Origin of the sequence: Cellulomonas triticagri, assembly GCF_003696205.1 — a bacterium.
In the GTDB taxonomy this organism is placed as follows: Bacteria; Actinomycetota; Actinomycetes; order Actinomycetales; family Cellulomonadaceae; genus Cellulomonas; species Cellulomonas triticagri.
The window spans coordinates 1-16,222 of the sequence record NZ_RFFI01000099.1; the positions used below are offsets into that span (position 1 = coordinate 1).

A 16,222-nucleotide genomic window follows, 5' to 3' on the forward strand; every position below is an offset into this window, starting at 1 on the left:
CCGCGCGGCCGCCCGCACCCACGGCGAGCCACCCGGCGCTCGGGCAGGTGGACGGCCGGGCACCGCGCGCCACCGCGCTGCCGACCGCGCCGTCGCGCGCGAGGGCGTCCAGGGCCGGGGTGGCCTCGGGGGTGACGTCGTCCCAGCGCACCCCGGTCAGGCCGACCAGCAGCACCGGTCCGGTGGCGTCGCCCGCGGCGGTCGCGCCCGGCGCACCGACCACGAGCAGCAGCAGCGCGGCCACGGCGGTGGCCGCGGTCCGGCGCACGGCGTCCCGGGAGGTCGTCATCCCGCCACGCTAGGGCGGGGCGACGGCCACTCAGCGGCACCCCCGCCCACCTGAGCGGCACGTGCGCCGCCCCCTCACCGCAGGCGCACGACACCTCCCCGACCTGGCATCCTGCGGTCGTGCCCGACCTCCCGCTGCCCGCCGCCCTGTCCGACCTGGTCGCCGACCGGCCGTGGCTGCTGCTGCTCGTGGTGGCGGCGGTCGTGCTGCTCCTGCGCCTGCTCGGCCGGGCGGGCGGCGGACCCGTGCGGCGCGGGCAGGTGTGGTTCGCGATGGTGCCGTTCCGGGACGGCACGGGCGCGAAGGACCGGCCGGTGGTCGTGCTGTCCGTGGGACGGCGGACGTGCGAGGTCGCGCGGATGACGTCCCAGGACCGCAGCGCGCGCCGCGACCACGCCCGGGTGCCGGAGGTGCTGCCGGGGCTGGACGCGCCGAGCTGGGCGGACCTGCGCCCGGTGACGCTGCGCCGGTCCGCTCTGCGGCGGCACCTCGGCGACGTCGACCGGTCGTGGCTGGCCTGGTACCGGGAGCAGTCGGCGCGGCGCTGACGGGGTGCTGCCACCTACCCAGCCGCGGAGGGTGGTTGACACAGCAGGGACTGAGTAAGGATAGGCTCACCTCATCCTGTGTGCGGCGCGTGCGAGCGCGCCCCACCCCACCGACCCCGGGAGCCTCATGTCCTCGCGCACCACCGCCCGCCGGCTGGCCGCCGTCCTGACGGCCGCGCCGCTCGCCCTGGTCCTCGCCGCCTGCGGCGGCACCGCCGACGCCGGCACCGACGACGCGTCCACGACCGCCGACACCGCCGCGACCGGCACCGTCACGATCGAGGACAACCACGGCACCGTCGAGGTCCCCGTGAACCCCGAGCGCGTCGTCGCGCTCGACAACCACGTCTTCGAGACCCTGTCGTCCTGGGACGTCCCGCTCGTCGCCGCGCCCAAGGGCATCATGGGCGACGGCCTGTGGCCGCAGTACACCGAGGACGACGCCGTGCTCGACGTCGGCATGCACCGCGAGCCGAACCTCGAGTCCATCGTCGCCGCCGAGCCCGACCTCATCATCGGCGGCTACCGGTTCTCCGACAGCTACGACGACATCAAGGCCCAGAACCCCGACGCCGTCATCATCGAGCTGCACCCCCGCGACGGCGAGCCGCAGTCCGACGAGCTCATCCGCCAGGTCGAGGCCCTCGGGCAGATCTTCGACCGCGAGGACGAGGCCGCCGCGATCGTCGCCGACTACGAGGACGCCGTCTCCGCCGCCGCCGACGCGTACGACGGCAGCAGCACCGTCGTCGGTCTCATCACCTCCGGCGGGGAGATCTCCTACTCCGCTCCCGGCACCGGCCGCAGCATCGGCACCCTGTTCCCGACGCTCGGCCTGGAGCCCGCCATCGAGCAGGCCGCCGAGGACACCTCGCACGGCGACGACATCGGCGTCGAGGCCATCGCCGCCGCGAACCCCGACTGGATCGTCGTGCTCGACCGCGACGGCGCGGGCGTCGGCGAGGGCGAGTACCGCCCGGCCGCCGAGCTCATCGGCGGCTCCGAGGCGCTGGCCGGCGTCACCGCCGTCGCGCAGGACCAGGTCGTCTACCTCGACCCGGACTTCTACCTGACCGAGGACATCCAGGCGTACACGGCGCTGTACCAGCAGCTCGCCGACGCCTTCGGCGCCGCGTGACGCGCAGCAGCGCACCTGCGGCACCCCTCGCCGCGACCGCCGCCCCGGGCACCCGCCCGGGGCGGCGGTCCGCCCTGCCGCTGGTCCTCGCGCTCGCCGTCACCCTGGCGCTGGTCGTCGCGTCGCTGTTCGTCGGCGTCTACGACCTGCGCGCCGAGGGCGGCGGGCAGATGTTCCTCATCACCCGCATCCCCCGCACCCTCGCGCTCGTGCTCGCGGGCAGCGCCATGGCCGTCAGCGGGCTCGTGCTGCAGCAGCTCACCCAGAACCGGTTCGTCGAGCCGACCACCAGCGGCACCAGCGAGTGGGCCGCGCTCGGCCTGCTGCTGTCCGTGCTGCTGCTGCCCGGCGCGGGCATCGCGACCCGCATGGTGGTCGCGTCGGCGGCGGCGTTCGTCGGGACGATGGTGTTCATGGCGATCCTGCGTCGCGTGCAGGTGCGCTCGACGCTCGTCGTGCCCGTCGTCGGCATCATGCTCGGCGCCGTCGTCAGCGCCCTCACCACGCTCATCGCCATCTCCACCAACTACCTGCAGCTGCTCGGCACGTGGTTCATGGGGTCCTTCACCAGCGTCGTGCGCGGGCAGTACGAGGTGCTGTGGATCGTCGCCGCCGTGTGCGTCGCCATCTTCGTGCTCGCCGACCGGCTCACCGTCGCCGGGCTCGGCCGGGACGTCGCCACCAACCTCGGCGTCCGCTACGACCGGCTCATCCTGCTCGGCACCTCGCTGGTCGCCGTCGCCTCCGGCGTCACCACCGTCGTCGTCGGGTTCCTGCCGTTCCTCGGGCTGATCGTCCCCAACGTCGTCGCGATGCTCCGTGGTGACGACCTGCGGTCCAACCTGCCGTGGGTCTGCCTCGGCGGCATCGCGCTGGTCACCGCGTGCGACATCGTCGGCCGGGTCGTGCGGATGCCGTTCGAGGTTCCCGTCGCGATGATCCTCGGCATCGTCGGCGCCGCCGCGTTCGTCGCCCTCGTCCTGCGGGTGCAGCGCCGTGGCTGAGGTCACGACGTCGCCCCGGACCTGGAGCCCCGCCGCCGCTCCCCCGCACGCCCCGCACTCCGGCGGGCCGCGCTGGCGCGTCGTCGTCGGGTCCTACGGGTTCCGGCTGACCCTCGTCGTGCTGCTCGCGCTCGCCGCCGCCGTCGGGATCCTCACCTACGGCAACCCCGCCGCCCCCGGCTCGTCCGGGTTCTGGGTGATCGTCCGCAGCCGGTTCGCGTCCGTCGGCACCATCCTCGTCGTCGCGTTCTGCCAGGGCGTCGCCACCGTCGTCTTCCACACCGTGACCAACAACCGGATCCTCACGCCGTCGATCCTCGGCTTCGACGCGCTGTACCGGGTCATCCAGACCGCGCTGGTCTTCCTGTTCGGCGCCGGGACGCTCGCCGCCACCGACGGGCTCGGCAAGATCGCCCTGCAGAGCCTGCTCATGGTCGGCTTCGCGTCGCTGCTCTACGGCTGGCTGTTCACGGGCACGAAGGCGAACCTGCACCTGCTGCTACTCGTCGGCGTCGTCCTCGGCATGGGGTTCGGCTCCCTGTCGACCTTCATGCAGCGGCTGCTCACGCCCAGCGAGTTCGACATCCTGTCCGCGCGGCTGTTCGGCAACATCAGCGCCTCCGACGCCTCCTACCTGCCGTGGGGCGCGCTGGTCTGCGTCGTCGTCGGGACCGTGCTCTGGCGGCGGCGGCACGTCCTCGACGTCGTCGCGCTCGGCCGCGAGACCGCCACCAGCCTCGGCGTCCGCCACCAGCGCGAGGTCCTGCTCACGCTCGTCCTCGTCGCCGTGCTCATCTCCGTCTCGACGTCCATGGTCGGGCCGATGACGTTCTTCGGGTTCGTCGTCGCGATGCTGACCTACCAGGTCGTCGGCGACAGCCGGCACACCCGGACCCTGCCCATGGTCGCCGCCGTCGCCTGCGCGACGCTCCTCGGCGCCTACTTCGTGCTGCGGCACGTGTTCTACGCCGCCGGGCTGGTCTCCGTCATCATCGAGCTCGCCGGCGGGCTCGTCTTCCTCGTCCACCTGCTCCGGAAGGGCCTGCGGTGATCACGCTCCACGACGTCGCCAAGACCTACGGGGACGTCCACGCCCTCGGGCCGGTCGACCTCGAGATCCCCACCGGGGGCGTCACCGCCCTCGTCGGCCCCAACGGCGCCGGCAAGTCCACGATGCTCACCATCGTCGGGCGCCTGCTGCACGCCGACACCGGCCGCGTCACCGTCGGCGGGCTCGACGTCGTCACCACCCACCCCCGCGACCTCGCCCGGCGGCTCGCGATCCTGCGGCAGGAGAACCACTTCGTCGCGCGGCTCACCGTGCGGCAGCTCGTCCAGCTCGGCCGGTTCCCGCACTCCCAGGGCCGGATCACCCGGGACGACGAGGCCGCCGTCGACACCGCCCTCGGGTTCCTCGACCTCACCGACCTGCAGCACCGGTTCCTCGACGAGCTCTCCGGCGGGCAGCGGCAGCGCGCCTACGTCGCCATGGTCCTCGCCCAGGACACCGACTACGTGCTGCTCGACGAGCCGCTGAACAACCTCGACATGCAGCACGCCGTCGCGATGATGGCCCGGCTGCGGCGCGCCGCCGACGAGCTCGGGAAGACCGTCGTGCTCGTGGTGCACGACATCAACTTCGCGTCCGCGTACGCCGACCGGATCATCGCCATGACCGACGGGCGGATCCGGTACGTCGGGACACCCGCGGAGGTGATGACGTCGACCGTGCTGAGCGACGTGTTCGCGACGCCGGTGACGGTGGTGGACGGGCCGGGGTACCCGCTGGCGGTGTACTACCGGGGGTGACCTCAGGCCTCGGACAGCCGCAGCCACGCGGCGCGGACGGCGTCGAGCGCCTCGGCGGCCGACACGTCCAGCCGGGTCTGGTGCGCCAGCGCGCGACGCCACTGCGACTCGTCCGGGACGTGGTCGAACACCCAGGGCGACGGCGGACGAGCGGTCGGCCCGAACCGGACGAACACGTCGAGCGCGGCCTCGTCCAGGAGACCGCGTCGGCCCAGGGCCCAGAGGTCGTAGAGATCGCGCGGCGCCCGCCGGTCGATCCACGTCCCGAGCTTGGCCGCCGCGAAGCCGGGTGCCGTGAGCGTGCGCAGCCGCGCCGGCGGCGCGTCGCCGTAGCGCTGCTCGACGTCGCGGACCTCCGTCGGCCAGAGGTAGCCCGCGCCGGCGAGCAGCTGGACCTGGACGCTGGCGGCGCCGGGGATCTCGAGCACGGCAGCCTCGCTCCCTGCGGTCGCCGTGAGCGCGGGGCGCCACACCGGACGACCGTGCGACCGCGCCAGCCCTCGCCGAACCGCCGACTCGATCTGCTCCGCGACCTGCGCGCGCGGCGCCAGGGCGATCAGGTCGATGTCCTCGCTCAAGCGCGCGTCCGCGAGGAACGTCCGCGACAGGGCCGTCCCGCCGAAGAACACCAGGTCCTCCGACGGCACTACCGCGGCGATCGCGCCGAGGACGTGCGAGATGAGGTGGTCGCGGCGCACCTGCTCCTGGTCGACGTCGAAGCGCTCGGCGACGGCCTCCCACTCGCCATAGGGCGCCCCGGCCGTCACGAGCCCACCACCCGCGCGAACGTCGCACGCATCCGCTGCCGCTCGGCGAGGTCGCGCATCGTGTCCAGGTCGCACTCGGGCCGGAGCGCCGTGATCGACTGCTGGGCGTCCAGGTCCTCGCCGCGGGGGTCGTTGCGCGCGAGGTCGAGCACCGTCTGCTCGGCCGTGGTCACGAGCGCCTGGCCGAGGTCGGTCGGGACGACGACCGCGTCGAGGTCGGCGACAGCCCGGGCGATGAACCGGATCTCGCCCTCGCGGTCCGCGAACCGCAGCGGCCGCCGCTGGGCGGGCACCGCGACGTGTCCCACGGCGATCGCCCGCGGGAGCGCGCGGTGGATCCGCGCGGCCGACAGCCCGGTGAGCACTGGGACCCGGTCGCCGTAGAGCGCGGTCGCGACCGCCGCCGAGGCCGCTTCGACGGATGGCCGCCACGCGGTGCCGACGTGCTCCGGCGGGACCGCGCAGTAGAACCCGTGCGCCAGGCGACGCACGACTCCTCTGCCCGCGAGCGCCGCGAGCTCCGGGCCTGGGTGCGCGTAGACGTCGGCGAGGTCGCGCGCCCGGACCGTTCGCATCGGGGCGCGAGCGATCGCGGTCAGTGCGGCGCGCTCGCGGTTCACCCTGCAGATCTTAGGTGCTGCGGCTAAAACGTGCGTGCTCATGGCACGACGCTGTCACGTCACCACCCCTCAATCCGCGAGCGAGCACCACCTACCCGTTCAATTCTCCGGACTGTTCAACGGCGTTGAACAGCCGAGCGCATTGAACACGGATGGCCCAACGCTCGACCCAGCCGTGTGAGCCGAACGCGCGCGTTCAGCCTGGTCACAGAATGTTGCACCTTCAACGACCTCGTGTGAGGGTGAACCGCATGACCCACGCACCCGCCATCGGAACCGCGCTGCTCCGGATCGTCCTGGGCGTCGTGATGCTCGCGCACGGCATCCAGAAGCTCACCGTCTTCACCGTCGCCGGCGTGCAGGACATGCTCGCCGGACTCGGGCTGCCGCTGCCCGAGGTCCTCGGGATCGCCCTGCCCGTCGCCGAGGTCGCCGCCGGCGCCCTCCTCATCCTCGGACTGCTCACCCGCGTCGCCGGTGCCATCACCGTCGTCGTCGGCCTGGGCGCCCTGTTCACCACCCACCTCGACGCCGGGTTCTTCGCCAGCGACGGTGGGTACGAGTTCGTCCTGCTCATCGCCGCCGCCGGTGCGGCGTTCGTCTTCCTCGGCGGCGGTCGGTTCGCGCTCGACTCCGTCGTGCCGATCGGAGGGCGGTCGGGCCGCAAGGGCTGACCCACCCCCTCACCCGCCAAAGAGGCCCGTCCCACCCACCGGGGCGGGCCTCGTCGCGTCCGCAGTCCGCACGCCCAGAGGGGTCAGCGGCGAAGGACACTCACGAGGGACGACGACGTGGGAGGGTCGTCCCGTGACGGAGCCCGCAGCAGCGCCCACCAGCGACGACGCGACCGGCGCACCTTCCGGACGCCGGCGCGGACCGGTCGCGTCGTTCCTGCGGGAGACGGCGATCGTCCTGGTCAGCGCGCTGGTGCTGTCCTGGCTGGTGAAGACGTTCCTGGCGCAGGCGTTCTTCATCCCGAGCGCGTCGATGCACGACACGCTGCTCGAAGGTGACCGGGTGCTGGTGAACAAGCTCGCCCCGGGGCCGTTCGACGTGCACCGCGGGGACATCGTGGTGTTCGCGGACCCGGGCGGCTGGCTCGACCAGCAGGCGGCGCCGAGGACGAACGTGGTCCAGGACGCGCTGATCGCCGTCGGGCTCGTGCCGCAGCAGTCCGAGGACCACCTCATCAAGCGCGTCATCGGCCTGCCCGGCGACACCGTCGCCTCCGCGGGCGGCGGGTCCCCGGTCACCGTCAACGACGAGCCCCTCGACGAGTCCGCCTACCTCGCGCCGAGCGTCGGCCCGAGCCAGCGGGCGTTCGAGGCGGTGGTGCCGCCGGACTCGATCTGGGTGATGGGCGACAACCGGCCGCAGTCCGCCGACTCACGGGCCCACCAGGGCGACCCCGGCGGCGGCGCGGTGCCGATCGCCGACGTCGTCGGCGTCGCGTTCGTCACCGCCTGGCCGCTCGACCGGTTCGGGATGCTGCGCAACCCCGGCGAGGTGTTCGAGGACGTCCCGGCACCATGACGCCCGCGCGGGCGACAGTCATCTGCTGGCGAACCGCTCCCACCGCCACGCGAGCAGGTCCTGCGACGGGACGTCGGCCGCCCGCCGTGGCAGGGTGAGCCGCTGCCCGTGCATCGCCTGCAACCCGTGCCGGAGCATCGGCCCGTCCACCTCGTCCAGCAGCTCCCGGTCCAGGTGGACGACGTAGTCGGGGGTCACGCCGAGCATGTTCTGGTCGTACGCGGCGTGGTGGATCTTGCAGAGCGCGAGCCCGTTCGAGGTCGTCGGAACTCCGAGCTGCTCCCCGTCGGGGACGATGTGCGCCGCGTCGAGCAGCGACCCGTGTGCCAGGCGGCACATCGCACACCGCGTCTCGTACGCGAGCAGCACCCGGGTGCGGAACGCCGGCTGGTGCAGCCGCTGCTTGGCCAGTCGCACGGCGTACGAGCGCTGCGCCACGGTGAGCTCCTTCAGATCCCCCATGAAGCGGAACGCCTCGTCCAGCGCGATCACGAACGTGCGGTCCTCGGGATAGTCGTCCACGACGTACACCGGAGCCACCGGGGTGTAGAAGTTGGCGACCTCCTTGCGGAACAGGATCAACGGCATGCCCGTGGTCAGCGCGTGCCGCAGCTTGGCGTTGTCCCCGCCGAACGGGTCGCCCTTGCGGTACGCGTAGTGCAGCAGACCGTCCTCGCTCTCGACGTCGTCGTACGGCCCGGTCACCGACGAGACGATCGACAGCGTGGACGCGAACTCCACCGGGTTCCGGATGCCCCGCGAGTAGTCGATGATCGGCAGGCGGCGCCCACCCGTGCGGTAGCTGAGCATCTCCTCCCGGTGGACGAAGCCGCCGTTCGCCTCCGCCCGTTCCCGCACCCACGCGATGATCTGCTCGCGAAGCGCGCTCTCGACGGCGGATTCCATGCCCGAAGCTGACCAGAACCGCTGTGGCCAGCGCAAGCGTGACATCCCGCGTCGGACGACGTGGCAGGGAGACGCGCACGAGGCCCGCCCCCGCGATGGGGACGGGCCTCGTGGCACATGGTGGAGGTGGCGGGAATCGAACCCGCGTCCGATGACGTGGAACCAGGGCTTCTCCGGGCGCAGTCTGCATCTGCCTTTCTCGGCCCCCACCGTCACGCAGACGAGCGGTGGACGGGCTCAGTCACCTTGAAGTCCCCGCAGCCCCGGTGACGAAGGCTGCGAGCAGTGGCTCCCTAGATGACGCCAGGATCTGAGACGGAAGCTAGCTCAGGCTGACGGACTTCGAGGCTCGCTCAGGCGGCGAGGGCGAAGTCGGTGCGCTTGTTATCGGCACCTATGGGTTTGCACGGAGCGTTGACGAGATAACCGTGCGTCCTCGGCCCGCTTCTCCTGGCTCGACGATCACCGTCGAAACCGATCACCCCCATGTGGAGTTGTCAATCGTCGCTCCCACCGGTCCGGTTGCCCGCACCGCCGCTCGCGACAGGGTCCAGCATACGGGTCCAACGCCCGCCGCCGCACCGTGATTCCCCCGCCGCGCGCGGCGGGCCACGGCGGGGCACCATACGGAGCCACACCGCACCACCAGGAGGTCCCGTGACCGATCAGCAGCCCGACGCCGACCCGCGCGACGGCCGGGACGAGACCGTCACCGAGCGGATGGACCGCAACTGGAACGAGCTGCTGCAGGAGCTGCGGGTCGCGCAGACGGGCGTGCAGATCCTCACGGGGTTCCTGCTGACGGTGCCGTTCCAGCAGCGGTTCACCGACCTCGACGACTACCAGCGCGGGGTGTACCTGGTGCTGGTGGTCCTGTCGGTGGCGGCGACGGGGTTCATCGTGGCCCCGGTGTCGGTGCACCGGCTGCTGTTCCGGCGGGGGTTGAAGCGGGAGCTGGTGACGTCGGCGGACCAGCTGGCGCAGACGGGGCTGGCGCTGCTGGCGCTGGTGCTGGCGGGTGCGACGCTGCTGCTGTTCGACGTGGTGGTGGGCCGCACGGCGGGGATCGTCTCGGGCGCGGCCGTGCTGGTGGGGCTCGCGGTGGTCTGGGTGCTGGTCCCGGTGCGGCTGGTCCGCCACGCCCGCCGCTGACCCCGGGGCTCAGCCCTCGACGAGCCGGGCGATGGCCCGCGCGGCGGCGGCGGGCGACATGGCGCTGGAGCCGGTGAGCCGGGCGGTGAGGGCCGCGAAGTTGAGCACGCTGATGACGCCGAGGGCGACGTCGCGGTCCCGCTCGGTGACCTCGTCCGCTCCCCCGTCCTCGCGACCCACCCGCACGCGGGCGACCTGCTCCGCGAGCAGGTCGAACGACGCGAGGTGCAGGGCGGCGAGCTCGTCCCCGGCGGCGGGGTTGCGCAGCCCGTAGAGCAGGAACTCCAGCGACAGCAGCAGCGCGGGGTCGTGACCGGTCTCGGTGAGGAACGCCGTGAGCACGGCGACGTCGACCCCGTCGTCGGTGAGGCCGGGCAGGTCGAGCTCGGGGTCCTCGACGTCGTAGCCGAGGCGTTCGCGGGCGAGGGCCATCATGACCTCGTGCTTCGACCCGAAGTGCGCGTAGAGGGCGCCCTTGGTGTATCCGGCGTCGGCGGCGATGTCCCCGACGGACGCGCCCTCGTACCCCTGCGCGGCGATGACCCGGGCGGCGGCGTCGAGCAGGTCGGCGCGGGTGCGGTCGGCCCGTTCGCGGCGGCGCTCCTCGGCCCGGGCGGTGCCGGACTTGCGCGCGACGCCCTCGGACGCCTCGGCGAGCCCGCGGGACGCCTCGCGCAGCCCGGCGGCGAGGGCCTCGCCGACCTCGGGGACGACCTCGCGGGCCTGCGCGCCGATCATGCGGGTCAGCGCGGCGGTCGCGTCGGCGAGCGCGCGGGTGGCGGCGCTGATCGAGTCGTCGTCGGGTCGGGTCATGCGCAGCAGCGTACCCAACTGCCGTACCGATCGGTATGTCGCGTGCGGATGTCCAGGTCAGCCTACTGAAATACCCTCTGGTATCCAGACGAGCATCCTGCTACGTTCTCGCTCATACCGAGCGGTATGCGAGACGAGGAGAACGTGATGGGCACCGACGACGTGCTGACGGTCCGGGGGCTGCGCAAGCGGTACCGCGGACGCACCGGCGTGCAGGCGAACGACGGGATCGACCTGGACGTGGCCGCCGGCCAGGTGGTCGGGCTGCTCGGCCACAACGGCGCCGGCAAGTCCACGCTGGTGAACCAGGTCGTCGGCCTGGTGCTCCCCGACGCCGGCACGATCCACCTGGACGGGATCGACGCGGTCGCGCAGCCGCACCTGGCCCGGGCCCGCGCGTCGATCCAGGCGCAGGCCAACGTCCCGATCACCGGCCTGACCCCGCGCCGCGCCGTCGAGCTCGTCGGCCGGATCCGCGGCGCGCGGCGCCCCGAGGTCCGCCGCCGCACGGAGCACCTGCTCGACGCCCTCGACCTCGGCCCCTGGGCGGACACCCCCGCGGAGAAGGTGTCCGGCGGCATCGCCCGGCTCACGGCGTTCGCGATGACGGTCGTCGCCCCGGGCCGCCTGGTGGTGCTGGACGAGCCGACGAACGACGTGGACCCGGTCCGGCGGCGCCTGCTGTGGCAGCAGATCCGCGCCCTGGCGGACGACGGGCACGCGGTGCTGCTGGTGACGCACAACGTGCGCGAGGCGGAGCGCGTCGTGGACCGCCTGGCGATCCTCGACCACGGGGTCGTGCTCGCCGAGGACACCCCCGCCGGGCTCACCGCGCCGCTGCGCGGGGCGCTGACCGTCGAGGTCGACCTCGCGCACGACGCCACCCCCACCACCGAGCCCGGCACCACCGGGCCCGCCGTCGCCTGGCACCCCGCGGTGCGGCCGGTCGCGGCGACCCGCGGCCGTGCGTCCGGCACCGTCGCGGCGGACGCCGCCCCCGAGGTCGTGCGCTGGGCGCAGGCCGAGGTCGAGGCGGGCCGCCTGGAGCGGTACGCCCTGACGCCCGCGTCGCTGGAGGACGTCTACGTCGCCCTCGTCGGCGACGCCCGCCCGGCCACCGACGCCCCCACCCCTGCGACCACCCCGGAGGTGGCGGCATGACCACGCTCTCCCAGCTCGGCCTGCTCACCCAGTGGCAGCTGCGCCGCCAGGCCACGATGCTCCCCCTGCTCGTCGTCGTGCAGGTGTTCCTCGCCATCGCGACGATCCTCGGGTTCGGCCTGGTGATCGGCGAGCCGACGCCGGAGCAGGCCCTGTACCTGGCGACCGGCGCGCCGACGATCACGCTCGTCATGGTGGGCCTGGTGATGACGCCGCAGATGGTGTCGCAGGCCCGCACCGAGGGCAGCCTCGACTGGATGCGGACGCTCCCGGTGCCGCGCGGGCTGTTCCTGCTCAGCGACCTGGTGGTGTGGACCCTGATCGCGCTGCCCGGGATGGTGCTCGGCATCGTGGTGGGGATGCTGCGGTTCGACGTGCACCTGTCGCTCGCGGCGTGGTTCGTCCCGGCGGCCCTGCTGGTGTCGCTGACCGCCGCGGCGGTCGGGTACGGGATGGCGTCCCTGCTCAAGCCGACGCTGGCGATGCTGATGACGCAGGTGCTGGTGTTCGTGATCCTGCTGTTCACGCCCGTGAGCTTCCCGGCCGACCGGATGCCGTCCTGGTTGCAGACGGCGCACGCGTGGCTGCCGTTCGAGCCGATGGCGCAGCTCGTCCGCTCGGGGCTCGCGAGCGACACGTTCTCCGTGCCGGGCCGCTCCCTGGTGGTGCTGCTGGTGTGGAGCGCCGCAGCGGTGGCGGGGGCCACCTGGGCGCTGCGCCGACGTGCCTAGGATCGGGGGCATGCCGTTCCTCGCCCCGACCGCCGACCCGACGGAGCACGGCCTGGGGGTCGCGCTCGACGACCAGCCCGCACCCGACGGCACCACGACGCTGTACCTCGTCCGGCACGGCCGCACCGAGCACAACAGCGCGGGGCTGCTCCAGGGCTGGTCGGACTCCCCGCTGACCGAGGACGGGCTCGTCGGGGTGCGGACCACCGCGCAGGTGCTCGCGGGTCGGACGTTCGCCGCCGCGTACGCGAGCCCGGCGGGCCGGACCGTCGCGACCGCCCGGGAGCTGCTGGAGCCGCACCCCGGCGTCGGCCTGACCTGCGACGACGGGCTGCGCGAGATGCACTTCGGCGACCTGGAGTCCCAGCCGGAGTCGGCGCTGCGCGCGCTGGGCGACCCGGTGACGCTGTTCGGCGGCGTCCTCACCGGCACCTACGAGGGCTTTCCCGGAGCGGAGCGCACCACGGACTACCTGGCGCGGGTCGCGGACGCGTTCGGCCGGATCGAGCGCGAGCACGCGGGCGGCGGCGACGTGCTGGTGGTCAGCCACGGCATCACGCTGCTGGCCTACCTCGCGATGGCGGGCACCGTCCCCATGGAGCCGCTCGCGAACGCCTCGGTGTCGACGGTCCGGATCGACCCCGACGGCGGGCGCACGGTGCACGTGTTCGGGTACGACCCGGCGGGCCAGGGCGCCGTGGGCATGCCCGTCCCGGACACCGAGCAGCCGGTGCGGTCCCCCGAGCGGCCCGAGGTCTGACGCTCCCCTGGCCGCGGCGGCCCGGCGCGAGCAGGATGGCGCCATGGACCTGCCCGTGATGCCGCCGGTGAAGCCCATGCTGGCCAAGGCGGTGCCCGAGATCCCCGACCTCGGGCACACCGAGCCCAAGTGGGACGGCTTCCGCACCATCGTGTTCCGCGACGGGGACGAGGTGGTGCTCGGCAGCCGCAACGAGAAGCCGATGACCCGGTACTTCCCGGAGCTCGTGGAGCAGATCCGCGCGAGCACCCCGCCGCGGTGCGTGCTGGACGGCGAGATCGTCGTGGTGTCGGGCGACCGGCTGGACTTCGACGCGCTGCAGCAGCGCATCCACCCGGCGGAGAGCCGGGTGCGGCTGCTGTCCGAGCAGACCCCGGCGTCGTTCGTCGGGTTCGACCTGCTCGCCCTGGGCGACGACGACCTGATGGCGACCCCGTTCGCCGACCGCCGAGCCCGCCTGGTGGACGCGCTCGGGGCGGCGGCCGCGCCGAGCCTCGCCGGGAGCAGCCTGCACGTCACCCCCGCGACCGCGGACCTGGCCGTGGCGCAGCAGTGGTTCACGCAGTTCGAGGGCGCGGGACTGGACGGCGTCGTCGCGAAGCCGCTGGACGGGACCTACCAGCCCGACAAGCGCACGATGTCCAAGGTGAAGCACGCCCGGACCGCGGACTGCGTGGTCGCGGGCTTCCGCTGGCACAAGTCCGGCGACGTCCTCGGCTCGCTGCTGCTGGGCCTGTGGACCGACGACGGCCGGTTGCAGCACGTGGGCGTCGCGGCGTCGTTCCCGATGGCGCGCCGCGCGGCGCTGGTCGAGGAGCTCGCCCCGCTGCGGGACGTCGACCTGGCCGACCACCCGTGGGGCGACTGGGCGGACCAGTCCGCGCACGCCGACAAGCGGATGCCGGGCGCGGTGAGCCGCTGGAACGCGACCAAGGACCTGTCGTTCGTGCCGCTGCGCCCGGACCTGGTGGTGGAGGTCGGCTACGACCACATGGAGGGCGACCGGTTCCGGCACACCGCGCAGTTCAAGCGCTGGCGCCCGGACCGCGACCCCGCGTCGTGCACCTATGCGCAGCTGGAGGAGCCGGTGGGCTACCGGCTCTCGGAGATCCTCGCTCCCCCCGGCTGACCGCTACCCGAACGGGTGCGGGGCGGCCTGCCCCGCCGCAGGTCCGGTGGTCAGGCGCAACGCACCCGGGACGACGACCTTCGCGGCCCGCAGCCCGACCGCCGCGACGACCTCCGGCGCGCTCTGGTCGACCACGACGACGTCCGTGCCGCGCCCGTGCAGCCGCCGCAGCAGCACCCGCAGCGCCGCCACCACGTCCCCCGTGGGCAGCCCCGCGCGGGCGTCGAGCGCCGCCTCCCCCACCGCGCCCGCGGGCTGCTGGAGGAACGTGGACAGGTGGCGCGCACCGGGCAGCGCGTGCAGCCCGACGTGGTCGGCGGCGGACCGCACGAGGCGGTGATCCGCCAGCAGCGCCGCGAGGTGCACCTCCGTCGCCTCGCCCACCCCGCGCTCGCTCGCCGCGCCGTCCCCGCGCACGACCACCCCGGCACCGCCCGCGGCCACGACGCCCGCGCCGTCGCGGTGCGCCGCGCCCACGACGTGACGACCCCCGTCCTCCTCCCGACCGCGAGCCGCCCACCCCAGCGCACGCCCCGCGCACCGCGCGACCGCCGCCCGGATCGCGTCGCCCGCGGTGGCTCCCGCGCCGGACGCGACGGTCACGGCCGGCAGCCCCGTGTCGTCGGCGCTGGCGACCGCGAGCACGACGGGGACGGCGGCGTCACCCGTGACGTCGAGCACCCGCAGGTGCAGACCGCGCGCCGCGAGCAGGGCGCGCACGGCCGCGTGCTCACCGTCCTCGTCCAGCAGCACCTCCGTGAGCGGGGCACGCGCGGCCCAGGCGCGCAGCGCGGCGTCGTGCTCCACGGCCTCCAGCAGACCGTGCAGCACGGCCTCCTCGTGGGTGCTGCCGATGCCGGTCCCCGTGGTGGACCCGGCGACGAACCGCGCGCCGATGCCGTGCTCGTGGGCGTAGGCGACGTGCTCGGGGACGAGCAGCGGCCGGTCGTCGCGGGTGGAGCGGCCCCACACCCAGCTGGTCGCGGTGCCCGCCTCGGGCAGCGCGGTCCCCGGCGGCACGAGGGTGTGGGGGTCGAGGGCGCGGTCGGCGACCTCGTCCCACCGGGCGACGGTGACGGGCACGACCGGTCGCCGGTACCCGCCGAGGACGCGCGCCAGGCCGTCGAGGACCGCGAGCACGTCGGCCCGCGCGGGCGAGGCGGACCACCCGGACCCGTGCTCGACGCGCGCGCGACCGGGGACGACCAGGTCGGCGGTCGTGGGCGCGAGCGGCTGGTCCTCGTCGCGGCGGAGCCGCAGCACGGGTCCGAACCGGGCGTCGACCAGGTGCTCGAGCACGGCGGACCGGTCGGGCAGCCGGGCCCGCAGCCCCTGCTCGGCGGGCTGGGGTGCCCGCAGGTCGACGGGACGGGTCGGGCGCCACCGGGCTGCGCACCGCGGGCAGTCCGGGTGCGGCAGGAAGCGGTGCACGGCGACGGTCCCGGCGGCGCGGTCCAGGACCAGCACGGCCCGGCGCCACCGGGCGGGCGGGTCGGCGAGCACGCGGAGCACGAGGTCGCGCACCACCGGGGCAGCCTGCGGACCGACCTCGGCGCCGGTGCTGCCCGGGGACACGTCGTGCCACCAGGCCAGGGCGCAGGCCGGGCAGCCGCGCTCACGGGACGGGTCGCGGTCCCAGCCGGGCTCGTGCTCGTCGGGGTCGGGTGCGGCGAGCGGTCCGACGAGGACGACGTCGCCGACGACGGCCAGCGCGAGCATGCCACCCGCGACCTCGACCGCGGCGCGGCCGTGCGCCAGCGCGGTCGCGACGGCGGCGTCCAGGCGTGCGGCGGGCACGCCGGTCAGGTCCACGACGCCGCCACCGCGTGCAGCCCGGCCCCCGCCCAGCGCTCGGCGCCGTC

17 protein-coding genes, 1 other RNA gene and 1 pseudogene are annotated in these 16,222 nt (G+C 74.1%); 12 read left to right on the plus strand and 7 right to left on the minus strand.

From position 1 onward, the window contains the following. Positions 1-289, minus strand: a pseudogene (locus tag EBM89_RS15540) (hypothetical protein); the annotation flags it as partial. Positions 290-408: 119 nt separating this feature from the next. Between EBM89_RS15540 and EBM89_RS15545 the strand changes: the two are divergent. The 5 genes from EBM89_RS15545 to EBM89_RS15565 all read left to right on the plus strand — a co-directional run bounded on the left by EBM89_RS15545 (position 409) and on the right by EBM89_RS15565 (position 4,788). Beyond that, positions 409-837 carry a type II toxin-antitoxin system PemK/MazF family toxin gene (locus tag EBM89_RS15545; protein ID WP_122150509.1) on the plus strand — a complete coding sequence of 143 codons (429 nt, stop codon included), beginning with the start codon at positions 409-411 and terminating at the stop codon, positions 835-837. A 127-nt stretch (positions 838-964) separates the two neighbouring features. After that, positions 965-1,975 carry a siderophore ABC transporter substrate-binding protein gene (locus tag EBM89_RS15550; RefSeq protein WP_122150511.1) on the plus strand — a complete coding sequence of 337 codons (1,011 nt, stop codon included), beginning with the start codon at positions 965-967 and terminating at the stop codon, positions 1,973-1,975. Then, positions 1,972-2,979 (plus strand): ABC transporter permease, encoded by a 1,008-nt coding sequence (locus EBM89_RS15555; protein WP_122150513.1) that lies wholly within the window; start codon positions 1,972-1,974, stop codon positions 2,977-2,979. Before EBM89_RS15550 ends, EBM89_RS15555 begins: the two co-directional genes overlap by 4 nt. Continuing rightward, a complete protein-coding gene (locus EBM89_RS15560; RefSeq protein ID WP_122150515.1) occupies positions 2,972-4,030 on the plus strand; it encodes an iron chelate uptake ABC transporter family permease subunit in 1,059 nt (352 codons plus the stop codon). The genes EBM89_RS15555 and EBM89_RS15560 overlap by 8 nt, the downstream gene beginning before the upstream one ends. Continuing rightward, positions 4,027-4,788 carry an iron ABC transporter ATP-binding protein gene (locus EBM89_RS15565; protein WP_122150517.1) on the plus strand — a complete coding sequence of 254 codons (762 nt, stop codon included), beginning with the start codon at positions 4,027-4,029 and terminating at the stop codon, positions 4,786-4,788. Before EBM89_RS15560 ends, EBM89_RS15565 begins: the two co-directional genes overlap by 4 nt. Before the next feature lie 2 nt (positions 4,789-4,790). Here the strand turns inward: EBM89_RS15565 and EBM89_RS15570 are convergent, their stop codons facing one another. Next, complete coding sequence (locus EBM89_RS15570; RefSeq protein ID WP_122150519.1) at positions 4,791-5,555, minus strand: nucleotidyl transferase AbiEii/AbiGii toxin family protein; 765 nt, start codon at positions 5,553-5,555, stop codon at positions 4,791-4,793. After that, positions 5,552-6,175 carry a type IV toxin-antitoxin system AbiEi family antitoxin domain-containing protein gene (locus tag EBM89_RS15575; RefSeq protein ID WP_122150521.1) on the minus strand — a complete coding sequence of 208 codons (624 nt, stop codon included), beginning with the start codon at positions 6,173-6,175 and terminating at the stop codon, positions 5,552-5,554. Before EBM89_RS15575 ends, EBM89_RS15570 begins: the two co-directional genes overlap by 4 nt. 251 nt (positions 6,176-6,426) lie before the next feature. Between EBM89_RS15575 and EBM89_RS15580 the strand changes: the two genes are divergently transcribed. Beyond that, positions 6,427-6,849, plus strand: a complete 423-nt coding sequence (locus EBM89_RS15580; protein WP_158609682.1) for a DoxX family protein — start codon at positions 6,427-6,429, stop codon at positions 6,847-6,849. Positions 6,850-6,982: 133 nt separating this feature from the next. Beyond that, positions 6,983-7,708, plus strand: a complete 726-nt coding sequence (gene lepB, locus EBM89_RS15585; RefSeq protein WP_122150525.1) for a signal peptidase I — start codon at positions 6,983-6,985, stop codon at positions 7,706-7,708. An 18-nt stretch (positions 7,709-7,726) separates the two neighbouring features. Here the strand turns inward: lepB and EBM89_RS15590 are convergent, their stop codons facing one another. Both EBM89_RS15590 and ssrA read right to left on the minus strand, forming a co-directional pair. Next, positions 7,727-8,614, minus strand: a complete 888-nt coding sequence (locus EBM89_RS15590) for an HNH endonuclease (protein ID WP_158609683.1) — start codon at positions 8,612-8,614, stop codon at positions 7,727-7,729. A 118-nt stretch (positions 8,615-8,732) separates the two neighbouring features. Then, positions 8,733-9,100, minus strand: a transfer-messenger RNA (tmRNA) gene (ssrA, locus tag EBM89_RS15595). A gap of 171 nt (positions 9,101-9,271) precedes the next feature. On the opposite strand from ssrA, the gene EBM89_RS15600 reads away from it, so the two are divergent. After that, positions 9,272-9,766, plus strand: a complete 495-nt coding sequence (locus EBM89_RS15600; RefSeq protein ID WP_122150529.1) for a DUF6328 family protein — start codon at positions 9,272-9,274, stop codon at positions 9,764-9,766. A gap of 9 nt (positions 9,767-9,775) precedes the next feature. Here EBM89_RS15600 and EBM89_RS15605 read toward each other — a convergent pair whose 3' ends face one another. Then, on the minus strand, positions 9,776-10,579 hold the full coding sequence (locus EBM89_RS15605; protein WP_122150531.1) for a TetR/AcrR family transcriptional regulator: 804 nt from the start codon (positions 10,577-10,579) through the stop codon (positions 9,776-9,778). A 147-nt stretch (positions 10,580-10,726) separates the two neighbouring features. Here EBM89_RS15605 and EBM89_RS15610 point away from each other — a divergent pair, with 147 nt between their 5' ends. From EBM89_RS15610 to EBM89_RS15625, 4 genes are read left to right on the plus strand one after another with little or no spacing between them, the layout of a single operon-like run. Next, positions 10,727-11,740, plus strand: coding sequence for an ABC transporter ATP-binding protein (locus EBM89_RS15610; RefSeq protein WP_199732159.1), 1,014 nt, complete (start codon positions 10,727-10,729; stop codon positions 11,738-11,740). After that, a complete protein-coding gene (locus tag EBM89_RS15615) occupies positions 11,737-12,471 on the plus strand; it encodes an ABC transporter permease (protein WP_122150535.1) in 735 nt (244 codons plus the stop codon). Before EBM89_RS15610 ends, EBM89_RS15615 begins: the two co-directional genes overlap by 4 nt. Positions 12,472-12,481: 10 nt before the next feature. Then, positions 12,482-13,231: a histidine phosphatase family protein gene (locus EBM89_RS15620; RefSeq protein WP_122150537.1), complete on the plus strand. Its 750-nt coding sequence runs from the start codon at positions 12,482-12,484 to the stop codon at positions 13,229-13,231. A 43-nt stretch (positions 13,232-13,274) separates the two neighbouring features. Then, positions 13,275-14,360, plus strand: a complete 1,086-nt coding sequence (locus tag EBM89_RS15625; RefSeq protein ID WP_122150539.1) for an ATP-dependent DNA ligase — start codon at positions 13,275-13,277, stop codon at positions 14,358-14,360. 3 nt (positions 14,361-14,363) lie between these two features. Here the strand turns inward: EBM89_RS15625 and EBM89_RS15630 are convergent. Then, the coding region (locus EBM89_RS15630; protein ID WP_233571779.1) for a TOMM precursor leader peptide-binding protein at positions 14,364-16,222 on the minus strand (1,859 nt) is incomplete at its 5' end.

What these genes read in the sequence shown, in the direction of transcription:
- EBM89_RS15580 (WP_158609682.1), top strand. Translation starts at nt 6,427, where the DNA reads ATGACCCACGCACCCGCCATCGGAACCGCGCTGCTCCGGATCGTCCTG.
- EBM89_RS15615 (WP_122150535.1), top strand. Translation starts at nt 11,737, where the DNA reads ATGACCACGCTCTCCCAGCTCGGCCTGCTCACCCAGTGGCAGCTGCGC.
- EBM89_RS15610 (WP_199732159.1), top strand. Translation starts at nt 10,727, where the DNA reads ATGGGCACCGACGACGTGCTGACGGTCCGGGGGCTGCGCAAGCGGTAC.
- EBM89_RS15550 (WP_122150511.1), top strand. Translation starts at nt 965, where the DNA reads ATGTCCTCGCGCACCACCGCCCGCCGGCTGGCCGCCGTCCTGACGGCC.
- EBM89_RS15590 (WP_158609683.1), bottom strand. Translation starts at nt 8,614, where the DNA reads ATGGAATCCGCCGTCGAGAGCGCGCTTCGCGAGCAGATCATCGCGTGG.
- EBM89_RS15620 (WP_122150537.1), top strand. Translation starts at nt 12,482, where the DNA reads ATGCCGTTCCTCGCCCCGACCGCCGACCCGACGGAGCACGGCCTGGGG.
- EBM89_RS15625 (WP_122150539.1), top strand. Translation starts at nt 13,275, where the DNA reads ATGGACCTGCCCGTGATGCCGCCGGTGAAGCCCATGCTGGCCAAGGCG.
- EBM89_RS15605 (WP_122150531.1), bottom strand. Translation starts at nt 10,579, where the DNA reads ATGACCCGACCCGACGACGACTCGATCAGCGCCGCCACCCGCGCGCTC.